This is a genomic window from Paenibacillus sp. CH40 (assembly GCF_024213605.1).
Lineage (GTDB): Bacteria > Bacillota > Bacilli > Paenibacillales > Paenibacillaceae > Paenibacillus > Paenibacillus polymyxa_B.
On the sequence record NZ_JANAVQ010000018.1, the window covers coordinates 1 to 19,543 of the forward strand.

Below are 19,543 nucleotides of genomic sequence, written 5' to 3' on the forward strand. Positions count from 1 at the left end.
GTCGATCCGGCCCAAATACTCAATGCTGCCGTCTGGCAACCACCGGGCCAGGTCGCCCGTCCGGTACATCCGGTTTGTATGAGTGCTGTCCGCTTGATCGGTTGCTGCCGCATCAGCGAACGGATTCAGGACGAACTTCTCTGCCGTCAGCTCCGGCAGGTTCAGGTATCCTCGTCCGACACCTGCACCTCCGATATAAAGCTCATCTGCGATCCCGATCGGCACCAGCTGTTGCTGGCTGTTCAAGATGTACACGGACTGGTTCGCTATCGGCGTTCCGATGGATACCGTATGCTCCCCTTTTTCCAGCAGTGCGTTCAGGGACTCTACATCTTCAATCGTATAAGCAGTCGCATCTACTGTGGTTTCGGTCGGACCGTACACGTTGGTAATCACCGGACGATACCCGGGCCACTTGTGCAGGAACACATTTACCAGCTGCACGGATAATGCTTCGCCACCGATCAGGTAATGCTTCACTTCCGGCGCTTCCGTCACATTGACGCTTTCGTTCAAAATATGCAGATGCGCAGGTGTGCCGTCCGACAGATCAATCCGGTGCGTGCGGTAGTAGGCGATCAAATGCTCTCCGCTCAGACTGACGTCACGGGACACCACGTGCAGGGTGTGGCCTAACAGCAAGCTGGCAAAGATTTGCTTCACTGAAGCGTCAAATACAAATGCCGACAGCCATGCGACATGAAGCGGCTGTTCATAACGGCTGTATACTCGTTCCAATAAAGCATCTACCAGATTGCTGACACTGCCCTGCTCGATCATGACCCCTTTCGGCTGGCCAGTGGTACCTGACGTGTAAATCATATAGGCCAGATTATGCGGGCGGGCGACAGGGATTAGATTACTCGCATCCTGTGCTCCCAGTTGAGCTTGAACGTCCTCGTCATCCAAGACTACAGCTCGAACTGTGCTGAGCGACAGGTTGGCAACTCTGCTTGTAATCACGACCTTGGCCCCACTGTCTTGGAGCATGTAGTCGATGCGCTCCTGTGGATACATCGTATCCATCGGCACATACGCGCCTCCGGCCTTAAGTACCCCCAGAATGCTCACCAGAATATCCGCAGAACGTTCCAACAATACGCCAACCGGTTGATCTGTTTCGACCCCTTCCGCTCGTAACACACGAGCCAATTGGTTCGCACGCTCATTCAGCTCAGTGTAGGTCAGCGCGGTGGCCCCAGACACAACTGCTATCCGCTCAGGGTTTCGCTTCGCTTGCTCTTCAAAGCGTTCGCTGAGCGAACGGCCTTGCACCTGTCTGTGTTCAGCACAACGCACACTATGTGCGTTCGGGTCATTAAATACCTCCAGAATCTGCACGGTTTCTTCCGCCGTAATCAGTTCCAACTCACCCAGCTTCGCATCCGGGTTCGCCGCTACCGCTTCGGCCAAACGAATAAAGTGGCGTGTCATCCGTTCCACGGTTTCCCGTTGATACAACGCGGTTGCATACTGCAATCCGAACTGGATGCCTGCCTCTTCCTCACTGGCCTCCATCATCAAATCAAACTTGACTGGCGTTTGTTCTAAGCCGTATGGACGGAAGCTCAGGTCCGCCAGCTGCAGCTCGCCTTCCTCAGTCGTTTGCAGGGTAAACATCGTATCAAACAGTGGATGGCGGCTCATATCCCGTTTCACGTTCAGCTTTTCCACCAGCTCCTCAAACGGATAGTCCTGGTGCTCGTAAGCTTGCAGGGCACGCGTCTTCACATCCTCCACGTAGCTGCGGAAGCTTTGCTCTGCCGTCGGATAGTTCCGCAATGCCAACGTTCCGACGAACATCCCAATCATCGGCTCCAGATCCGTATGCGGTCGTCCAGCAATCGGTGTGCCGACTACGATGTCCTCTTGCCCACTGTATTGGTGTAAGAGCGCGGTGTACGCTGCCAGCAGCACCATATACAGCGTGGAGCCTGTGTTTGCCGCCAGTTCTTTCAGCCGTTCGCTGACTTCACGTTCCAGTCCGAACACCACCGTATCGCCTGCCGTACTTCGTACCGACGGACGGGCAAAGTCCGTCGGTAGATCCAGCACAGGCAGTTCACCCCGGAAGGTGTCGAGCCAGTACGCTTCCTGACGTTGCATCCACTCTTGATGGGCTTTGCTTTGCTGCCATACCGCATAATCCTTGTACTGTATTCGCAATGGCGAAAGCTCTTCACCGTCGTATAAGCGGACAAATTCACCGGTCAGTACTCCCATGGACACACCATCCGAGACGATATGGTGCATATCGAGCATGAGCAAATGCTGCGGTTCCTGCTCGGTTCCTTGTACACCCAAATCTACCAAGCCTACCCGCAGCAGCGGAGCGGATTTCAGATCGAACGGACGTACAAACTGCCGCACCCGTTCTTGTGCTTCCTGGCTGACCATCGTGTCCGTATCCGCAGTCGCACCCTCTACCTGTACCTTCGTATACTCCACCTCGAACGGCACGGTGTCCTCAATCCATTGCACCGGCTCACTGTCCACCAGTGCAAAGCGGGTACGCAAGGTCGCATGACGGGCGATTAATTGACGGAACGCGTCTTCTACCCGTTTCACATCCAGCGGTCCGCTCACTTGCAGCACCGACGGCATGTTGTAGTTCACATCATTCGGGTCGAACTGATGCAGCACATACAGTCGTTTTTGCGCCGAGGAAAGCGGGTAGAAGTTGCGTTTTTCCGTCACCGGAATGGACGCATACGCCACTTGATCCAGACCTTCCATGACCGTTGCCAGTTGTTCAATCGTTGGCGCTTCAAAAATACTGCGCAGTGGAAGCGGCTTGTTCAGCTCCTTGTGAATTTTCGAGGCCAGCGTCGTCGCCCGCAGCGAGTGTCCGCCAATCTCGAAGAAGTTTTCCTTCACACCGACCTGCGCCAGACCCAGCACATCCTGCCAAATTTGCGCCAGCTTCACTTCCACCCACGTCCGCGGTGCGACATAATCGGCTCCGCTTTGCAGGTTGACTTCCGGTGTTGGCAGTGCCTTGCGGTCGATTTTACCATTCGGTGTCAACGGCATCTGCTTCAGCTGTACCAGATAGGAAGGGACCATGTAACCCGGCAGCTTCTGGCTCAAAGCGCTGCGTAGCTCACTTGCCACAACTTCCCCATCGGCGACCACATAAGCGCAGAGCTGCTTCTGCCCTTGCTCATCTTCACGTGCGATGACCACAGCTTCTCGCACTGCCTCCAGTTTCAACAGCTGCGTTTCTACCTCGCCCAGTTCGATCCGGTAGCCCCGAATTTTCACCTGTGCGTCGATCCGTCCCTTATATTCCAGCGTCCCGTCCACATTCAAGCGTACCAGGTCGCCTGTGCGATAGCAGCGTTCTCCGCTGCGGAACGGGCTGTCGATGAACTTTTCGGACGTCAGGTCCGGACGGTTGCGGTATCCACGTGCCACCCCGTCACCGCCGACGATCAGCTCACCCCATACCCCGACGGGCTGAAGCCGCATCGAACGGTCCACGACATACGCTGTCGAATTATGGATCGGTCTGCCAATTGGCACCGATTCCGATTGCATACCAGTGATCGCATGCACTGTGGAAAAGGTCGTATTTTCGGTCGGGCCATAGATGTTACTGATTCGCAAGGATGGATGAGCCTCCAGCACCCGGTTCATATGTGGTACGGACATCACATCACCGCCGACCAGCACCTCCCGTACCCCCTCGAACAGCGCCAGATCCTGCTGGGACAGCTGGTTAAAGAGCGGTGTAGTCAGAAACATCGTGGTAATGCCGTGGCTACGCACAGCCTCCTTAAGCTTGGGGGCGTCCAAAATGACATCCTGGCTCACTAGCACCAGCTGTCCACCATTCAATAGCGCCCCCCAAATTTCGAAGGTGGATGCGTCGAAAACAACAGCCCCTGTCTGTAAAATGCGCGTGTCGGCATCTAATTGCGCGTAGTTTGTATTTTTCACCAAACGTACGACATTACGATGCTCCACCATAACGCCCTTCGGCTGCCCCGTCGTACCCGACGTATAAATGACATAGGCCAGATCGTTCGGACCAGACAACGATTCCAGATTGGAACTATCCTCGTGACACACACCCTGTGACCCATTCAGCACCAGCACGTTACCGTCAAAAGCTGCTTTGTCCACCAGATGGTTTTGCGTTAACAACAGCTTTGCCCCCGAGTCGTCCAGCATGTAGTGAATACGCTCCTCTGGATAGGTCGGATCGATTGGGACATATGCACCCCCGGCTTTCAAAATGCCTAAGATCCCCACGATCAAGTCTACCGAACGTTCGGTCATCAGACCCACCAGTCGATCCTTCGTCACGCCTTGACTGCGTAAGGTACGAGCCAGACGATTCGCACGTTCATTCAGCTCGCGATAGGTCAACTGCTCTCCTTCGAAGAACAACGCTGCCTGTTCCGGTGTCTGCGCCGTTTGTGTCTCGAACAAGCCATGGATCGTTTGCCCGCTCGGATACTCAGCAGCTGTATTTCCCCATACGCGGAGAATTTGCTCGCGCTCCTGCTCACTTACCATATCCAGCTCCTGCACTCGAATGTCCGGCTTCGCCACCACCTGCTCCAACAGCTGTACCAGATGGCCCTGAGTCCGTTCAACAGCTTCCCGATCATATAACTTCGCATTGTATTCAAATCGGATTTTCATCGCTTCCTGCGGCATAACGACCAGATTGAAATCATAGTTGGTTTGTTCAATCATGCCCGCATTGCGAATTTCAAAATCCGACTCTGCACCTTCGCCAAGTTGCTCGACCTGCTCCTCCACCGGATAGTTTTCAAACACGATAATGTGGTTGATCAGGTCTTGCTTTTGCTCGCTCAAGGCTTGTATTTCGTACAGCGGATACGTTTCATAATCTTGAGAAGTCAGCGCCTGCTTTTGATTCGTTCTGATCAGGTCGGCAAAGGTGTCCTCAGCCCCACTGCGGATACGTATTGGAATGGTGTTAATGAACAAGCCCACCATATTTTCGATCCCCGAAATATCCGCTGGACGACCAGACACTACACCGCCAAAAACAGCGTCGTCACTACCATTGTACTTTTGGAGCAGCAATCCCCAGGCTGTTTGCAGCAATGTATTCGGGGTCACGTGGTGCTGCTTGGCCACCATTTCCATACGTCCGGTCAAATCCTTGCCCAGATCGCACAGGATATGCTCAAATTGTGCATCGTCCGCCTTCACGCCTACTTTTCCGGTCGGAATCGAAGTTTGCTGATCATAGCCGAGCAAATAATCCTTCCAGTACGCAGCTGCTGCTTCTACATCCTGTGCTTCAAGCCACTCAATATACTGACTGTATGGAGTCACGGGGGCAAGCTTCGGCTGTCTATGCTCCACGGCTGCAAAATAAGCCTCAAACACCTCATCCGTGACTAACGCCACACACCAGCCATCCATCAAGATGTGATGAGAGCTCCACACAAAATAATAATCCTCATCACCTGTTCGTAAAATCGCCACGCGCATCAACGCATCCCGGGACAAATCGAACCCGGCTGCCTTGTCCTTGCGAATAAACTCCTTCACATACGCGTCACGCTCCTGCTCATCCAAATGACGCAAATCTTCACATCTAAAACCAACATCCTTGCGGCGGAAAATGACCTGCACAGGCTCATCCTGCCAACCGCTGATGAAATTAGCTCTAAATATCTCATGCCGCTGCGCCAAATGATTCAAGCTATCTTGGAAAATATCCGCTTGGAAGCGTCCATGCAAATCAAAGGTCGTTTGTTCAAAATAAGCACCTGACTCTGCATCCATCAGACTATGGAACAACATGCCTTTTTGCATCGGCGTCAGCGCATAGACATTTTCCAGTTCCCCCATGTCACGAGTCCGTTCTACCAACTGATCCAACTCGGCCATGGTTACATGTTTCAGCATGATATCGCTTGGCGTCAGCTCTTGCTGTTTGCGGCTTATGCAATGCGCAATGATTTCCTGCAAACTGATTCTAAACTCTTCAGCTAGCTGCTCCATCGTTTCACGACGATATTCCTGCTTGCTGTAGCTGATCGTCAATTGCAGTTCGCCTTCCGAAATCAGTCCGTTCATATCCAGCGTGTGCGATCTGGCTGCATGGGCGCTAAGCTCTGCACCGCTAGCGTAAGGAGATACGCCAATGGATTGATTTTGCATATCTTGGTCAAATTGTCCCAAATAGTTAAAGCTGATTTCAGGTTCGGTTACAAAACGCTCTTGCTCACGTGCTGCGGACAGGTATCTCAACATACCGTAGCCGATGCCCTTTTGCGGAATGCGGCGTAGTCCTTCTTTCACATGTTTGATGCGCTGTGAAAGGTCTTGCCCCACGCTCATATCCAGCACAACCGGGAATTGGGTCGTAAACCAACCCACGGTGCGCGTAATATCCAGTTCTGGCAAAATGGATTCCCGTCCATGGCCTTCCAGGCTCACGAGCACTCGTTCCAGGCCCGCCCAGCGATGAATCGTCAGCCCCAATGCGGTAAGCAGCACATCATTCATCTCCGTGTTGTAGGCACGATGCGCTTGTTTTAACAGCTGCTCCGTTTCCTGGGCTGTCCACGTAACTGTAATGTTCTCGCTGTCCCTATTTAAGGAATGAGTAGGGGACTCGTCTTTTGGAAGCGGCTGATATACGCTTTGTTCCATTTCCTGCCAGAATGCGAGTTCTGCTGCCATGGCCGGACTGTTCGCATATTGAGACTGCCCATCCGCCCAGATGCGGAACGAATCCGTTTTGTGCGGAAGACGAGCTGCTTGTCCGTTCAATGCCTGCTCATAGGCGGTCGTAATATCCTCGAACAAAATGCGCCAAGATACGGTATCCACCACTAAGTGATGAATCGCCATCAGCAAATGATCTCCATCTGGGCAATGGAACAGCCCCAGCTTCACCAGCGGTCCTTCGCTTAAATGAATACCCGCCTGAATTTCATTCACTTTGGCCTCGATCGCCGCAGATACCTCAGACTCATTTCTGAAGTCGGCCCGATCCAGCGTATACAGATCGCCCTCACCGACCGCGCGGTTCCAAGCTTCATATTCGCGCTCCGTAGGTCGGAAAATGATACGCAGTGCATCGTGATGGCTAACGATTTGATCCATCGCTGTGCGCAGGGCCGTTTCATCAAAACCGTCCTTGCTATGCAGCATAATGGACTGGTTATGATGATGAGCATCCGTCAGGTTCTGCTCAAAGAACCATTGTTGCACCGGTGTCAGCTTCACAGCGCCCACCACTTCGCTCTGATCCGCCAATCGGGTCACCGATTGAACTTTCAGTGCCAAGGCAGACACGGTTGGATGACTGAACAGGTCTTTCATCTCCAGTCGATAACCTGCTTGCAGCAATCGGGAGGATACTTGCAAGGCTTTGATCGAATCGCCACCCAGTTCAAAGAAGTTATCCTGCGTGCCTACCGCTTCCACGCCGAGTACTCCGGCCCATACTGCAGCCAGCACTTGCTCCACCGTGGTACGCGGTGCCACATAAGCTGCACCGGTATGAATACTTCCTTCCGGTTCCGGCAAGGCCTTGCGGTCGATTTTGCCGTTGCTCGTCAGTGGGATCGCCTCCAGTCGCATCAAACGTGCTGGCACCATGTGCGCTGGCAGCCCGGCTTCCAGTTCGGCCTGTACCTCCTCGATCCGCAGCTCAGCTTCTCCCGTGATGTATCCGCACAAGTACTTGTGTCCACGCTCATCCGTCCGGTCGATGACTACCGCTTGACGCACGCCCGGCACCCGCTGGATCGCCGTTTCAATCTCGCCCAGCTCGATCCGGTAGCCGCGGATTTTCACTTGATAATCCATCCGCCCGATAAAGTCCACATTGCCGTCCGGCATCCACCGCGCCAAGTCACCTGTGCGATACAATCGTTCACCCGGTACGTACGGGTTCGCTACGAACTTCTCGGTCGTCAGGTCTGCACGGTTCAGGTATCCCCGTGCCACCCCGGCACCGCCAATGCACAGCTCGCCCAGCACACCGATCGGCACCGGATTTAGCTGGCTGTCCACAATGTAGAAGCGTGCATTCAGCCACGCCTGGCCAATCGGCACATTGCCGCTGCTTGGCAGCTTCGACAATTCTTCGTCGTAGAAGCTGGAGTCAATCGCCGCTTCCGTGACGCCGTAGCTGTTCATAATGCGGATATCCGCGCCAAACCGTTCTTGCAGCACCCGGTAATCCGTCACGCTGCAGCTATCCGAGCTGGTGATCAGCAATTCTAGACTGCTCATGTCCAGTCCCTGTTCATACACATGCTGCATAAACGGTACGATCAGGGCCGGGGTCGATTCGAACACCGTAATCTGATAATCGCGAATCCAGCCATATAGACGGCTTGGGTCGATGCGATCATCTTTCGGACAGATAACCATCGTTCCGCCGTTATAGAACACCCGCGCGATATCCCCGACGAACACGTCGAAGGAGAAGCTCGCCAGTTGCAACAACCGTACCGGGAACTGGTTCAGACGGTAATCCCGGCGGTAGGCCGCGGCTGTGTTTACCAAACTGTGATGCTCGATCATGACGCCCTTCGGTCGTCCCGTTGTACCGGAGGTGTAGATCACATACGCTAGATCCTGCGGTTCGTTGATGTGCTCTACATCCGCGGTATCTCCGGTGTACAGCGACTCATCGTCCAGCGCCAGTACGGTGTGCAGACGCAAACCCGTTGCCGGTTCGGATGTTGCTTCGCTGTCAGGTGGCGAATCTGCTGTTCCATTCAGGGTTCCATGGAGAGTACTTGATTCCATCGTCTCAGCGCCAGCCGCTGTTTCCAACTCGCCCTCAGTCTGCTCTCCGGCCAAGGCCTGTCGGCTTTCTTCCAGCCATACCTGTGCACGCTCCTGTAAGCCCGTTTGGGTCAACAGTACCGTCGCACCGCTGTCCCCCAGCATGAAACGAATGCGTTCGGACGGATAGTCTGCATCTAGCGGCACATATGCGCCTCCAGCTTTCCATACCGCCAATACACCGACCAGCATGTCTACCGAACGTTCACTCAAAATGCCGACCATCGACTCGCGTCCAATGCCTTCATTTCGCAATCTACGGGCCAATTGGTTGGCACGCTCGTTCAGTTTACAGTACGTAAGCTGCTGCTCCTCGTACACCACCGCCACGTGATCCGGTACAAGCTGCGCTTGTTCTTCCACATAGGTATGGAACAAGGCTCCTGCTTCAACAGCAGCAACATCCGATACTCCCACATCTCCAAAACCGTAGATGATTTGTGCCTTTTCCTCGACGGTTACCATCTCCAAAGCTGCCAGTGGCTGCTGCGGATGCAGGGTAATTGCACGTACGAGTTCGGTAAAATGCTGTGCCAATCGCGCGATGGTCTCAGGCTTGTACAGCGCCGTGCTGTATTCCAGACTGCACAGAATGCCTTCCGGCTGCTCCACTGCATCCAAGGTCAGATCAAATTTGGCCGTATGATTGTCCGTCGGATACGTTTTAAAGGTCAGACCCTCCAGCTCGAACTCCTGCTGTTCAAAAGTTTTCAGCTCAAACATCGTGTCAAACAGCGCATTCCGGCTCGTATCCCGCGTTAAATTCAGCTTTTCAACCAGTTCTTCAAAAGGATATTCCTGATGTTCGTAAGCACTGAGCGCATGCTCTTTGACCTCTTGCAGATAATCCAGGAACGTTTTGTCGCCAGACGGATAATTGCGGATCGCCAGCGTGTTGAGGAATACGCCTACCAAGCCCTCCAGTTCCGCATGCGGTCTTCCGGCAATCGGCGTGCCGACGATAATGTCCTCCTGCCCCGAATATTTATGCAAGAGCGTGCTATATGCGGCTAGCAACACCATGTATAAGGTGGAGCCGGTTTGCGCGGCCAGCTGTTTCAACTGCTCGCTGTCCTCCAGGCTGATCGCAAATTCCAATCGATCTCCTTCTAGACGCTGTACGGCTGGTCTTGCAAAATCTGTTGGCATATCCAGTGCTGGAATGTCACCAGCCATCGTGTTCAGCCAGTAGCTTTCCTGCTCACGAAGACGTTCACTTTGCATATCGGCATGCTGCCAAACCGCATAGTCCTTGTACTGAATGCGCAGGGGCGGCAGTTCTTTGCCTTCATACAATTGAGAGAACTCCTGCACGATAATTCCTTCAGTCACGCCATCCGAAATAATATGGTGCATGTCATAGAGCATGACGTGACGCTCCGGTCCGGTTTCCACCAACTGAACCCGCAGCAACGGTGCTTGTGCGAGATCAAATGCACGTACAAAGTCCTGTGCGTACTGCTGGGTCTCTTCTTCGCTTGCCTGCACATGCTCCACGTTGAATGCGACGCCCGATTCAATCCGTTGAATCACCTCGCCATCCACCATGTCGAATCGGGTTCGCAGGGCTTCATGACGGACAATCAGCTGGCGGAAGGCTTGCTCCAGTCGCGTTTTATCCAAGGAACCTTCAATAATCAAAGCGCCCGGCATATTGTAGCTAACCTCTCCGCCTTCCAGGTGACTCAGCACGTACATCCGTTTTTGCGCCGAGGAAACCGGATAATATGCACGTTCCTCCGCAACAGGGATGGATACATACGTTTGCTGTGTCTGAACTTCTCCCATCACCTGCACCAGTTGCTCAATCGTCGGATATTGGAAAATATCTCGCAGCGCCAGCTTGTAATTCAGCTCCTGATGGATTTTCGCCATCAGTGTTGTCGCGCGCAGAGAATGTCCTCCCACTTCAAAGAAGTTATCCTGGATGCCTATCCGCGGGTGATTCAAAACGCTTTGCCAAATACGTACCAGTTGCTCTTCCAGCAATGTCCGCGGCGCAACATACGCCGTGCCTCCTTCGAGGCGCGCTTCCGGCGTAGGCAACGCTTTGCGGTCAATTTTGCCGTTTGGTGTCAGCGGGAAATGATCCAGTTGTACGACATATGTCGGGATCATATAACCCGGCAGCTTGGGCTGCAGCAGGTTGCGCAGCTCGGGCAAATTCAGCGTTTCAGAGGCTACGACATACGCACACAAATCCTTGTCTCCATCTTCGTTTTCCCAGGCGGTGACGATGGCTTTCTGAATGCCGTCCACGGTCAGCAGCTGTGCTTCCACCTCGCCCAGTTCAATCCGAAAGCCCCGGATTTTGACCTGATCATCCATCCGGCCGATAAAGTCCACATTGCCATCCGGCATCCACCGCGCCAAATCGCCTGTGCGGTACAATCGTTCACCCGGTACGTACGGGTTCGCTACGAATTTCTCGGCGGTCAGGTCTGCACGATTCAGGTAGCCTCGTGCCACCCCGGCTCCGCCAATGCACAGCTCACCCAGTACGCCGATCGGCACCGGATTCAGCTGGCTGTCCAAGATGTAAAACCGGGCGTTCAGCCACGCCTGGCCAATCGGCACATTGCCGCTGCTTGGCAGCTTCGACAGCTCTTCATCATAGAAGCTGGAGTCAATCGCCGCTTCCGTGACGCCGTAACTGTTCATAATGCGGATATCTGCGCCAAACCGTTCTTGCAGCACCCGGTAATCTGTCACGCTGCAGCTATCCGAGCTGGTGATCAGCAGTTCCAGACTGCTCATGTCCAGTCCCTGTTCATGCACATGCTGCATAAACGGTACGATCAGGGCCGGGGTCGATTCGAATACGGTAATCTGGTAATCGCGAATCCAGCCATACAATCGGCTAAAATCAATCCGGTCGTCTTTCGGACAAATGACCATCGTGCCGCCGTTATAGAGCGTCCGCGCGATATCCCCGACGAATACGTCGAAGGAGAAGCTCGCCAGTTGCAGCAGTCGTACCGGGAACTCGCTCAGACGGTAATCTCGGCGATACGCCGCAGCCGTATTCACCAAGCTGTGATGTTCGATCATGACGCCCTTCGGACGTCCGGTTGTCCCGGAGGTGTAGATCACATATGCCAGATCCTGCGGTTCGTTGATGTGATCGACGTCTGTGGTATCTCCGATGTACAGCGACTCATCGTCCAACGCCAGTACGGTATGCAGACGCACGTTCGCTGCGGATTCGGATGCTGCTTCGCTGTCAGGTGGCGAATCTGCTGTTCCATTCAGGGTTCCATGGAGAGTACCTGATTCCATCGTTTCAGCGCCAGCTACTGTTCCCAACTCGACCTCAGACTGCCCTCCGGCCAAGGCCTGTCGGCTTTCCTCCAGCCATGCCTGCGCGCGCTCCTGCAAGCCGATTTGCGTCAGCAGCACCGACGCACCGCTGTCCTCCAGCATGAAACGAATACGTTCGGACGGATAATCCGCATCTAACGGTACATATGCACCTCCGGCTTTCCATACCGCCAATACGCCGACCAGCATATCCACCGAGCGTTCGCTCAAAATGCCGACAATCGATTCGCGTCCGATACCTTCATTTCGCAATCTCCGCGCCAATTGGTTCGCACGCTCGTTCAGTTTCCGGTACGTAAGCTGCTGCTCCTCGTACACCACCGCCACATGATCCGGTACAAGCTGCGCCTGTTCTTCCACAAAGGTATGGAATAAGGCTTCTGCCTCGACTACAGCAACATCCGATACCCCCACATCTCCAAATCCATGGATGATTTGTGCTTTTTCCTCGGCAGGTACCATCTCCAAAGCTGCCAGTGGCTGTTGTGGATGCAGTGTAATTGCACGTACGAGTTCGGTAAAATGCTGCGCCAATCGCGCAATCGTCTCAGGCTTATATAGCGCCGTGCTGTATTCCAGACGGCACAGAATGCCTTCTGGCTGCTCTATTGCATCCAAGCTCAGATCAAATTTGGCCGTATGATTTTCCAGCGGATACGAATTCAGGGTCAGACCTTCTAGCTGCAACTCCTGCTGCTCCAATGTTTTCAACTCAAACATCGTGTCAAACAGCGCATTTCGACTCGTATCCCGCGTCAAATTCAGCTTTTCAACCAACTCTTCAAAAGGATAGTCCTGATGCTCATAAGCACTGAGCGCATGCTCCTTCACCTCTTGCAGATAATCCAGGAACGATTGGTCGCTAGACGGATAATTGCGGATTGCCAGCGTGTTGATGAAGACACCTACCAGACTCTCCAGTTCCGCATGCGGTCTTCCAGCAATCGGCGTGCCGACTACGATATCTTCTTGGCCTGTGTATTTATGCAAGAGCGTAGTGTACGCCGCCAGCAGCACCATATACAAGGTTGAACCTGTTTGCGAAGCCAGTTCTTTCAGGCGTTCGCTAACTTCACGCTCCAGTCCGAATTCGATCGTATCCCCTGCCGTACTCTGTACCGCCGGACGGGCAAAGTCGGTTGCCAGATCCAGCACAGGCACGCCGCCCCGGAAGGTACCCAGCCAGTACGCTTCCTGACGCTGCATCCACTCCTGATGGGCTTCGCTTTGCTGCCATACCGCATAGTCTTTGTACTGAATCCGCAATGGTGATAGCTCTTCACCGCCATACAAGCGGACAAATTCATCGGTCAGCACCTCCATCGACACACCATCCGAAACGATATGGTGCATGTCGAGCATGAGCAGATGCTGGGGTTCTTGCTCTGCTCCTCGTGCGCCCAGATTCACCAAGCCTACCCGCAGCAGCGGCGCAGCTTTCAGATCAAACGGACGGACAAACTGCCGAACCCGTTCTTGTGCTTCCTGGCTGACCGTCGTGTACGTAGCTGTAGCTGTGTCCTGATCTGTATCCGTAGTTGCACGCTCTGCCTGTACCCTCGTATATTCCACCTCGAACGGCACGGTGTCCTCAACCCATTGCATCGGCTCATTGTCCACTAGCTCAAAGCGGGTACGCAAGGTTGCATGGCGATCGATCAATTGACGGAACACATCTTCTACTCGTTTCACATCCAGCGGACCGCTCACTTGCAGCACCGACGGCATGTTGTAGTTCACATCATTCGGATCAAACTGATGCAGCACATACAGTCGTTTTTGCGCCGAAGATAACGGGTAGAAATTGCGTTCTTCCGTTACCGGAATGGACGCATAGGTTACTTGATCCAGCTGTTCCAGTACGACTGCCAGTTGTTCAATCGTTGGTGCTTCAAAAATACTGCGCAGTGGAAGCGGCTTGTTCAGCTCCTTGTGAATCTTCGAGGCCAGTGTCGTCGCCCGCAGCGAATGTCCGCCAATCTCGAAGAAGTTTTCCTTCACGCCGACCTGCGTGAGACCCAGCACATCCTGCCAAATTTGAGCCAGCTTCACTTCCACCCACGTCCGCGGTGCGACATAATCGGCTCCGCTTTGCAGACTGCCTTCCGGTGCTGGCAGTGCCTTGCGGTCGATTTTGCCATTCGGAGTTAACGGCATCTGCTCCAGCTGAACAAAGTACGATGGCACCATGTAGCTTGGCAGCTCTCGGCCCAGCTCACTTCTTAGCTCACTGGCACCCAGCTCTTGCCCCGCGACATAGTACGCTACCATTTGTTTTTGTCCCGTCTCATCCGCACGGGCCAGCACCACGGCTTCGCGTACCGATTCCACTTGGAGCAGCTGCGATTCGACCTCGCCCAGCTCAATCCGGTACCCCCGGATTTTCACCTGATGGTCGATCCGGCCCAAATATTCAATGTTGCCGTCTGCCATCCATCTCGCCAAATCACCTGTGCGGTACATCCGCTCATAGCCGGCTTCCCCGCCCGCAAACGGATCGGCTACGAATTTCTCGGCCGTCAGCTCCGGACGGTTCAGATAGCCGCGGGCTACGCCGACACCGCCGATGCACAGTTCACCCGCAACCCCGATCGGCTGCAATTGCTCCGTGCCTTCCTTCACGATGTACAGACGAATATTTTGAATCGGTTTCCCGATCGGAATTACTGCATATTCCTCATCCGGTTCACAATCGAAGTACGATACGTCCACCGTCGCTTCGGTTGGACCATACAGGTTGATCAGCTTCGCTCCTGCTAGGCTCGACACAAGCCGCTGGAACCGGGCCACATGCTGTGGCGGCAACGCTTCGCCGCTGGCAAATACGTGGCGCAGCGTGCCCAGCTTCGCTTGCATCACTTCCCGTGGCTGCTGCTCCACGTACTCCAGGAACGCATGCAGCATCGCAGGTACAAAGTGCATTGTACTCACGCCATCGCGGGCAATCGTGTCGACGATGTCTTCCGGGTTCTTTTCCCCGCCTACCGACAGCAAGCTCACCTTTGAGCCGACCATCGACCACCAGAACAGCTCCCACACCGACACGTCGAACGTGAAGGCGGTCTTTTGCAGAACCGTATCGTTTGAGCTCAAGCCGTACCGATCATGCATCCACAAAATCCGGTTCAGCACGGAATGGTGCTCCACCATCACGCCCTTCGGTTTCCCGGTGGAGCCGGAGGTATAGATGACATAGGCTACATGGTGTGGCCCAGCCAGTGGCTCCAAATTCGAGCCGTCTTCGTGGTAAATGTCCTCGCGATCCAGCACCAGCACCTGGCCGTCGAAACTCCGTGAGGCTTGCTCGGTCAGATGCGATTGCGTCAGCACCAGCTTCGCTTCCGAGTCCTCCAGCATAAAGCGGATGCGGTCCGCCGGATATTCTGGATCAATGGGCACGTAGGCTCCGCCTGCTTTGAGGATCGCATAGATACCTACGATCATGTCCAGCGAACGCTGAACCAAAATGCCCACGGGCTGATCCGGCTGAACACCTTCCGCACGCAGCGTCCGAGCCAAACGGTTCGCGCGCTCATTCAACTCCGCGTAGGTCAACGATTCCGATCCGCACAACACTGCCACCTGATCCGGTGTACTCGTGGCCTGCTGCTCAAACAATGCGCTTAGCGTTTGATCTTGCGGATAGGCTACCGCCGTATCCACCCAGGCCTGAACGATCTGCGCCTGCTCTTCCGGTGTTACCAATTCCAGTTCATTCACACGGATATACGGATTATTCACGATTTGCTCGATGACATGCAGTACATGTCCCTGCATTCGCTCTATCGTAGACCGCTCATATACATTGGCGTTGTATCTAAACATGATGCGGAAAAGCTCATCTGGCATCACAATCAAGTCCAGATCATAATTCGTTTGCTCAACAACCTCTACATTTGTAATTTCAAAAGCGGATGGACGAACTTCACTAAGCTGCTCGACTTGCTCCTCTACCGGATAATTCTCAAATACCATAATGTGGTTAATCAGATGCTGCTTCTGCTCGGTCAATGCCTGAATTTCATACAGCGGGAAGCTGTCATAGGCTCCCGAGGTCAGTGCCTGTTCCTGCGTTTTCCGCATCACTTCCACAAAAGTGGCATTCCGTTCACTTTGAATCCGCACCGGGATCGTATTAATGAACAAACCAATCATATGCTCTACGCCAGCAATATCCGTCGGACGTCCAGATACGACACTACCGAAAATAACATCCTCGTTGTTGTTATATTTCTGCAAAATAAGGCCCCACACGCTCTGCATCAGCGTATTAATCGTGACCTGTTGCTGCTTCGCAATCCGGTGTATGGCTTCGCTCCACGTTGGGTCCAGATCTACCGTTATTTTTTCAGAAACATACTCGCTGGTTTCACGTGCTGTAGTGGATACCGTATTAGCCGCTTGGTCTTTCGATAAAGTATCCGATCCAGGTAACAACGTCTGCTGTTCAAAGCCCGCCAAATAGCTGCTCCAGTACTCTTTTGCCGCACGTTCATCCTGACGCTCTAGCCATTCGATATATTGGCCATACGGTGTAATCGCTGCAAACTCCGGTTGCTTCTGCTCCAGCAGCGCAAAGTACGTACCAAACACTTCACCCGTAACGAGCGATAAGCACCAGCCATCCATGACAATATGATGGAAGCTCCATACCAAATGATACGTTTCTTCATGGGTTTGCAATACCTGTACGCGCATAAGTGCATCCGTACCAAGATTAAAGCCTCTAGCTTGGTCCTCCAGCTTAAACACCTGGATATACGCCTGTTGCTCCGCTTCCTGCATTTCCCGTATATCCTGGAAGGAAAGGTCGCTATCTTTGTGACGGAATACGATCTGCAATGGCTCCTGACTGTGTCCTGTCTCAAACATATGGAAATTCGTTCGCAGCGCTTCATGACGCTGTGTCAGTACATCCAGACTCTTGCGGAAAACAGCTACATCAAAGCTACCTTTTTGATCAAACGACGCTTGCTGGAAGTAGGCGCCTGACTGCGGCTCCATCAGATTATGGAACAGCATCCCCTTCTGCATAGGCGAAAGAGCATACACATTTTCCAACTCGCCTACAGAAGAAGTTTGCTCCGTCAACTGTTCCAGTTGTTCCAGTGACAAGCCTTTGAACAATACATCACTTGGTGTTAGCTCACTCCGCTCTTTGGAGGCACAATGAGCGATCACTTCCTGCAGGCTTTCCTGCAGCAACTGCGCAAATTTTTCTACATTTTGCTGATGATATACCTTACTGTCATAGCGAATGTCCAGTGTCAGCGCGCCCGCTGTAATCATTCCGTTCACATTCAAAGGATACTCCAGAACGGTATGGTCACTCATCGGCTCTCCACCTGGATGTGAAGACAGCGTGATATCCCCATTTTCCAAGTCCTGATCAAATTGTCCCAAATAGTTAAAGCTAATTTCAGGCTGCAAGGTCCAGGAAGGATGGGCATCATGCTGAGACATATATTTCAAAATGCCGTAGCCAATGCCCTTATGCGGCACATGGCGCAGGTCTTCCTTCACCCGCTTGATTCGCTGCCCGACTGCTGCCTTTCCGTCCACATCCAGCAGCACCGGATACTGACTCGTAAACCAGCCCACGGTACGGGTGATGTCGATATCTGGAACAATGGCTTCCCGGCCATGTCCCTCCAGATTGACCAGCACACGCTCCTGACCGCTCCAGTTATATACCGCTGTGCCGAGTGCGGTTAACAGCAGATCATTGACCTCGCTGTGGTACGCACGGTGTACTTCTTGAAGCAACATCCGTGTTTCCTGCTCGCTCCAAGCCACAGTCACAGTCTCACTGTCTCTGATCAGAAAATGCTGCCCTTCCGCTCTTTCTTGATCCTTAGGCAACGATGCAATTTCTATTTGGGCAAGACGCTGCCAATATTCGCGTTCATTTTCGATCGCCGGACTATTCGCATATTGAGACAACCGCTCTGCCCAAGCAGAGAAAGCGTCCGTTTTATAAGGCAGGCGAATCGCTTCTCCCCGCACGGCCTGCTCATATCCCGTGGCAAAATCCTCAAACACAATTCGCCACGAAATCCCGTCCACCACCAAATGGTGAATCGCAATCAGTAAATGATCCCCATCCATGCAGCGGAAAAGTCCCAGCTTCACCAGCGGTCCTTCGTCCAGACGAATGGAACTTTGGATGGCATTGGCTTTCGTTTCAATCGCCATCACCACATCTGCCGCGTCTTCGACGCCCATCAGATCTACAACATCCAGACTGTACAGCTGGCCTTCGTTCAAACCACGATTCCACGCTTCATAGCCCTGTTCGGTCTGACGGAAGATCATACGTAGCGCATCATGATGCTCAGTTACCTTGGTCACCGTTTCACGCAATGCGGCTTCATCGAAGCCTTGTGCCCTATACAGCATCACCGATTGGTTGAAATAATGTGGCTCTGCTGAGGATTGTCCAAAGAACCATTGCTGAATCGGGGTCAATCTAACTGCCCCCGAAACCACCCGCTGATCGGCTGTACGGCTGACCTTATGAACATGACCGCTCAGCAGCGAGATGGAAGGATATTGGAACAAATCCTTCATGTCCAGCTTGTAGCCCGCTTGCAGCAAACGGGAGGATACCTGGATCGCTTTGATCGAATCGCCGCCCAGATCGAAGAAATTATCCAGAATTCCGACTCTCTTGGCTCCTAATACAGCCTGCCAAATCGAAACCAAAGTCTGCTCCAGCGCTGTGCGCGGCTCTGCATAATCCGCTCCGCTTTGCAGGCTGCCTTCTGGTGCCGGCAGGGCCTTGCGGTCGATTTTACCGTTCGGTGTCAACGGCATCTGCTCTAGCTGGATGAAATACGAAGGCACCATGTAGTTTGGTAGCTCCTCACCCAGTAAGCTGCGCAGCTCACCAGCGCTTACTTCCCGTTCAGCAACATAGTATGCCACCAGTTGGTTTTGCCCCTGCTCGTCCGCCTGGGCCAGTACGATGACCTCTTGTACATCCTCCACTTTCAAAATTTGTGCCTCGACCTCGCCCAGCTCGATCCGGTAGCCCCGGATTTTCACCTGATGGTCGATCCGGCCCAAATATTCGATGTTGCCGTCTGGCATCCATCTCGCCAAGTCACCCGTACGGTACATTCGTTCATAGCCGGCTTCCCCAGCCGCAAACGGGTTCGATACAAATTTCTCAGCCGTCAGCTCTGGACGATCTAGATAACCCCGAGCCAGACCCGGACCGGACACGCACAGCTCACCCGCGACGCCTACCGGAGCCAAATGTCCATGCACATCCAGCATGTATACCCGATGGTTCGGCACAGGGCGTCCGATGGAAATCAGTTGTCCAGCTCTCTCATCCTCGGATACCGGCCAGATGGACGTCGCCACTGAATTTTCGGTTGGACCGTAGCCGTTGTAGTACGCCACCTGATCCTTC

1 protein-coding gene (cut by a window edge) is annotated in these 19,543 nt (G+C 53.6%); it reads right to left on the minus strand.

Annotation, left to right across the window (positions count from 1 at the left end; all coding sequences use genetic code 11):
* The coding region annotated (locus NLX73_RS24700; RefSeq protein WP_254327594.1) for a non-ribosomal peptide synthase/polyketide synthase crosses the window boundary (this coding region is incomplete at both ends): on the minus strand, positions 1–19,543 show 19,543 of its 30,577 nt. Its footprint extends 11,034 nt past the window's final position.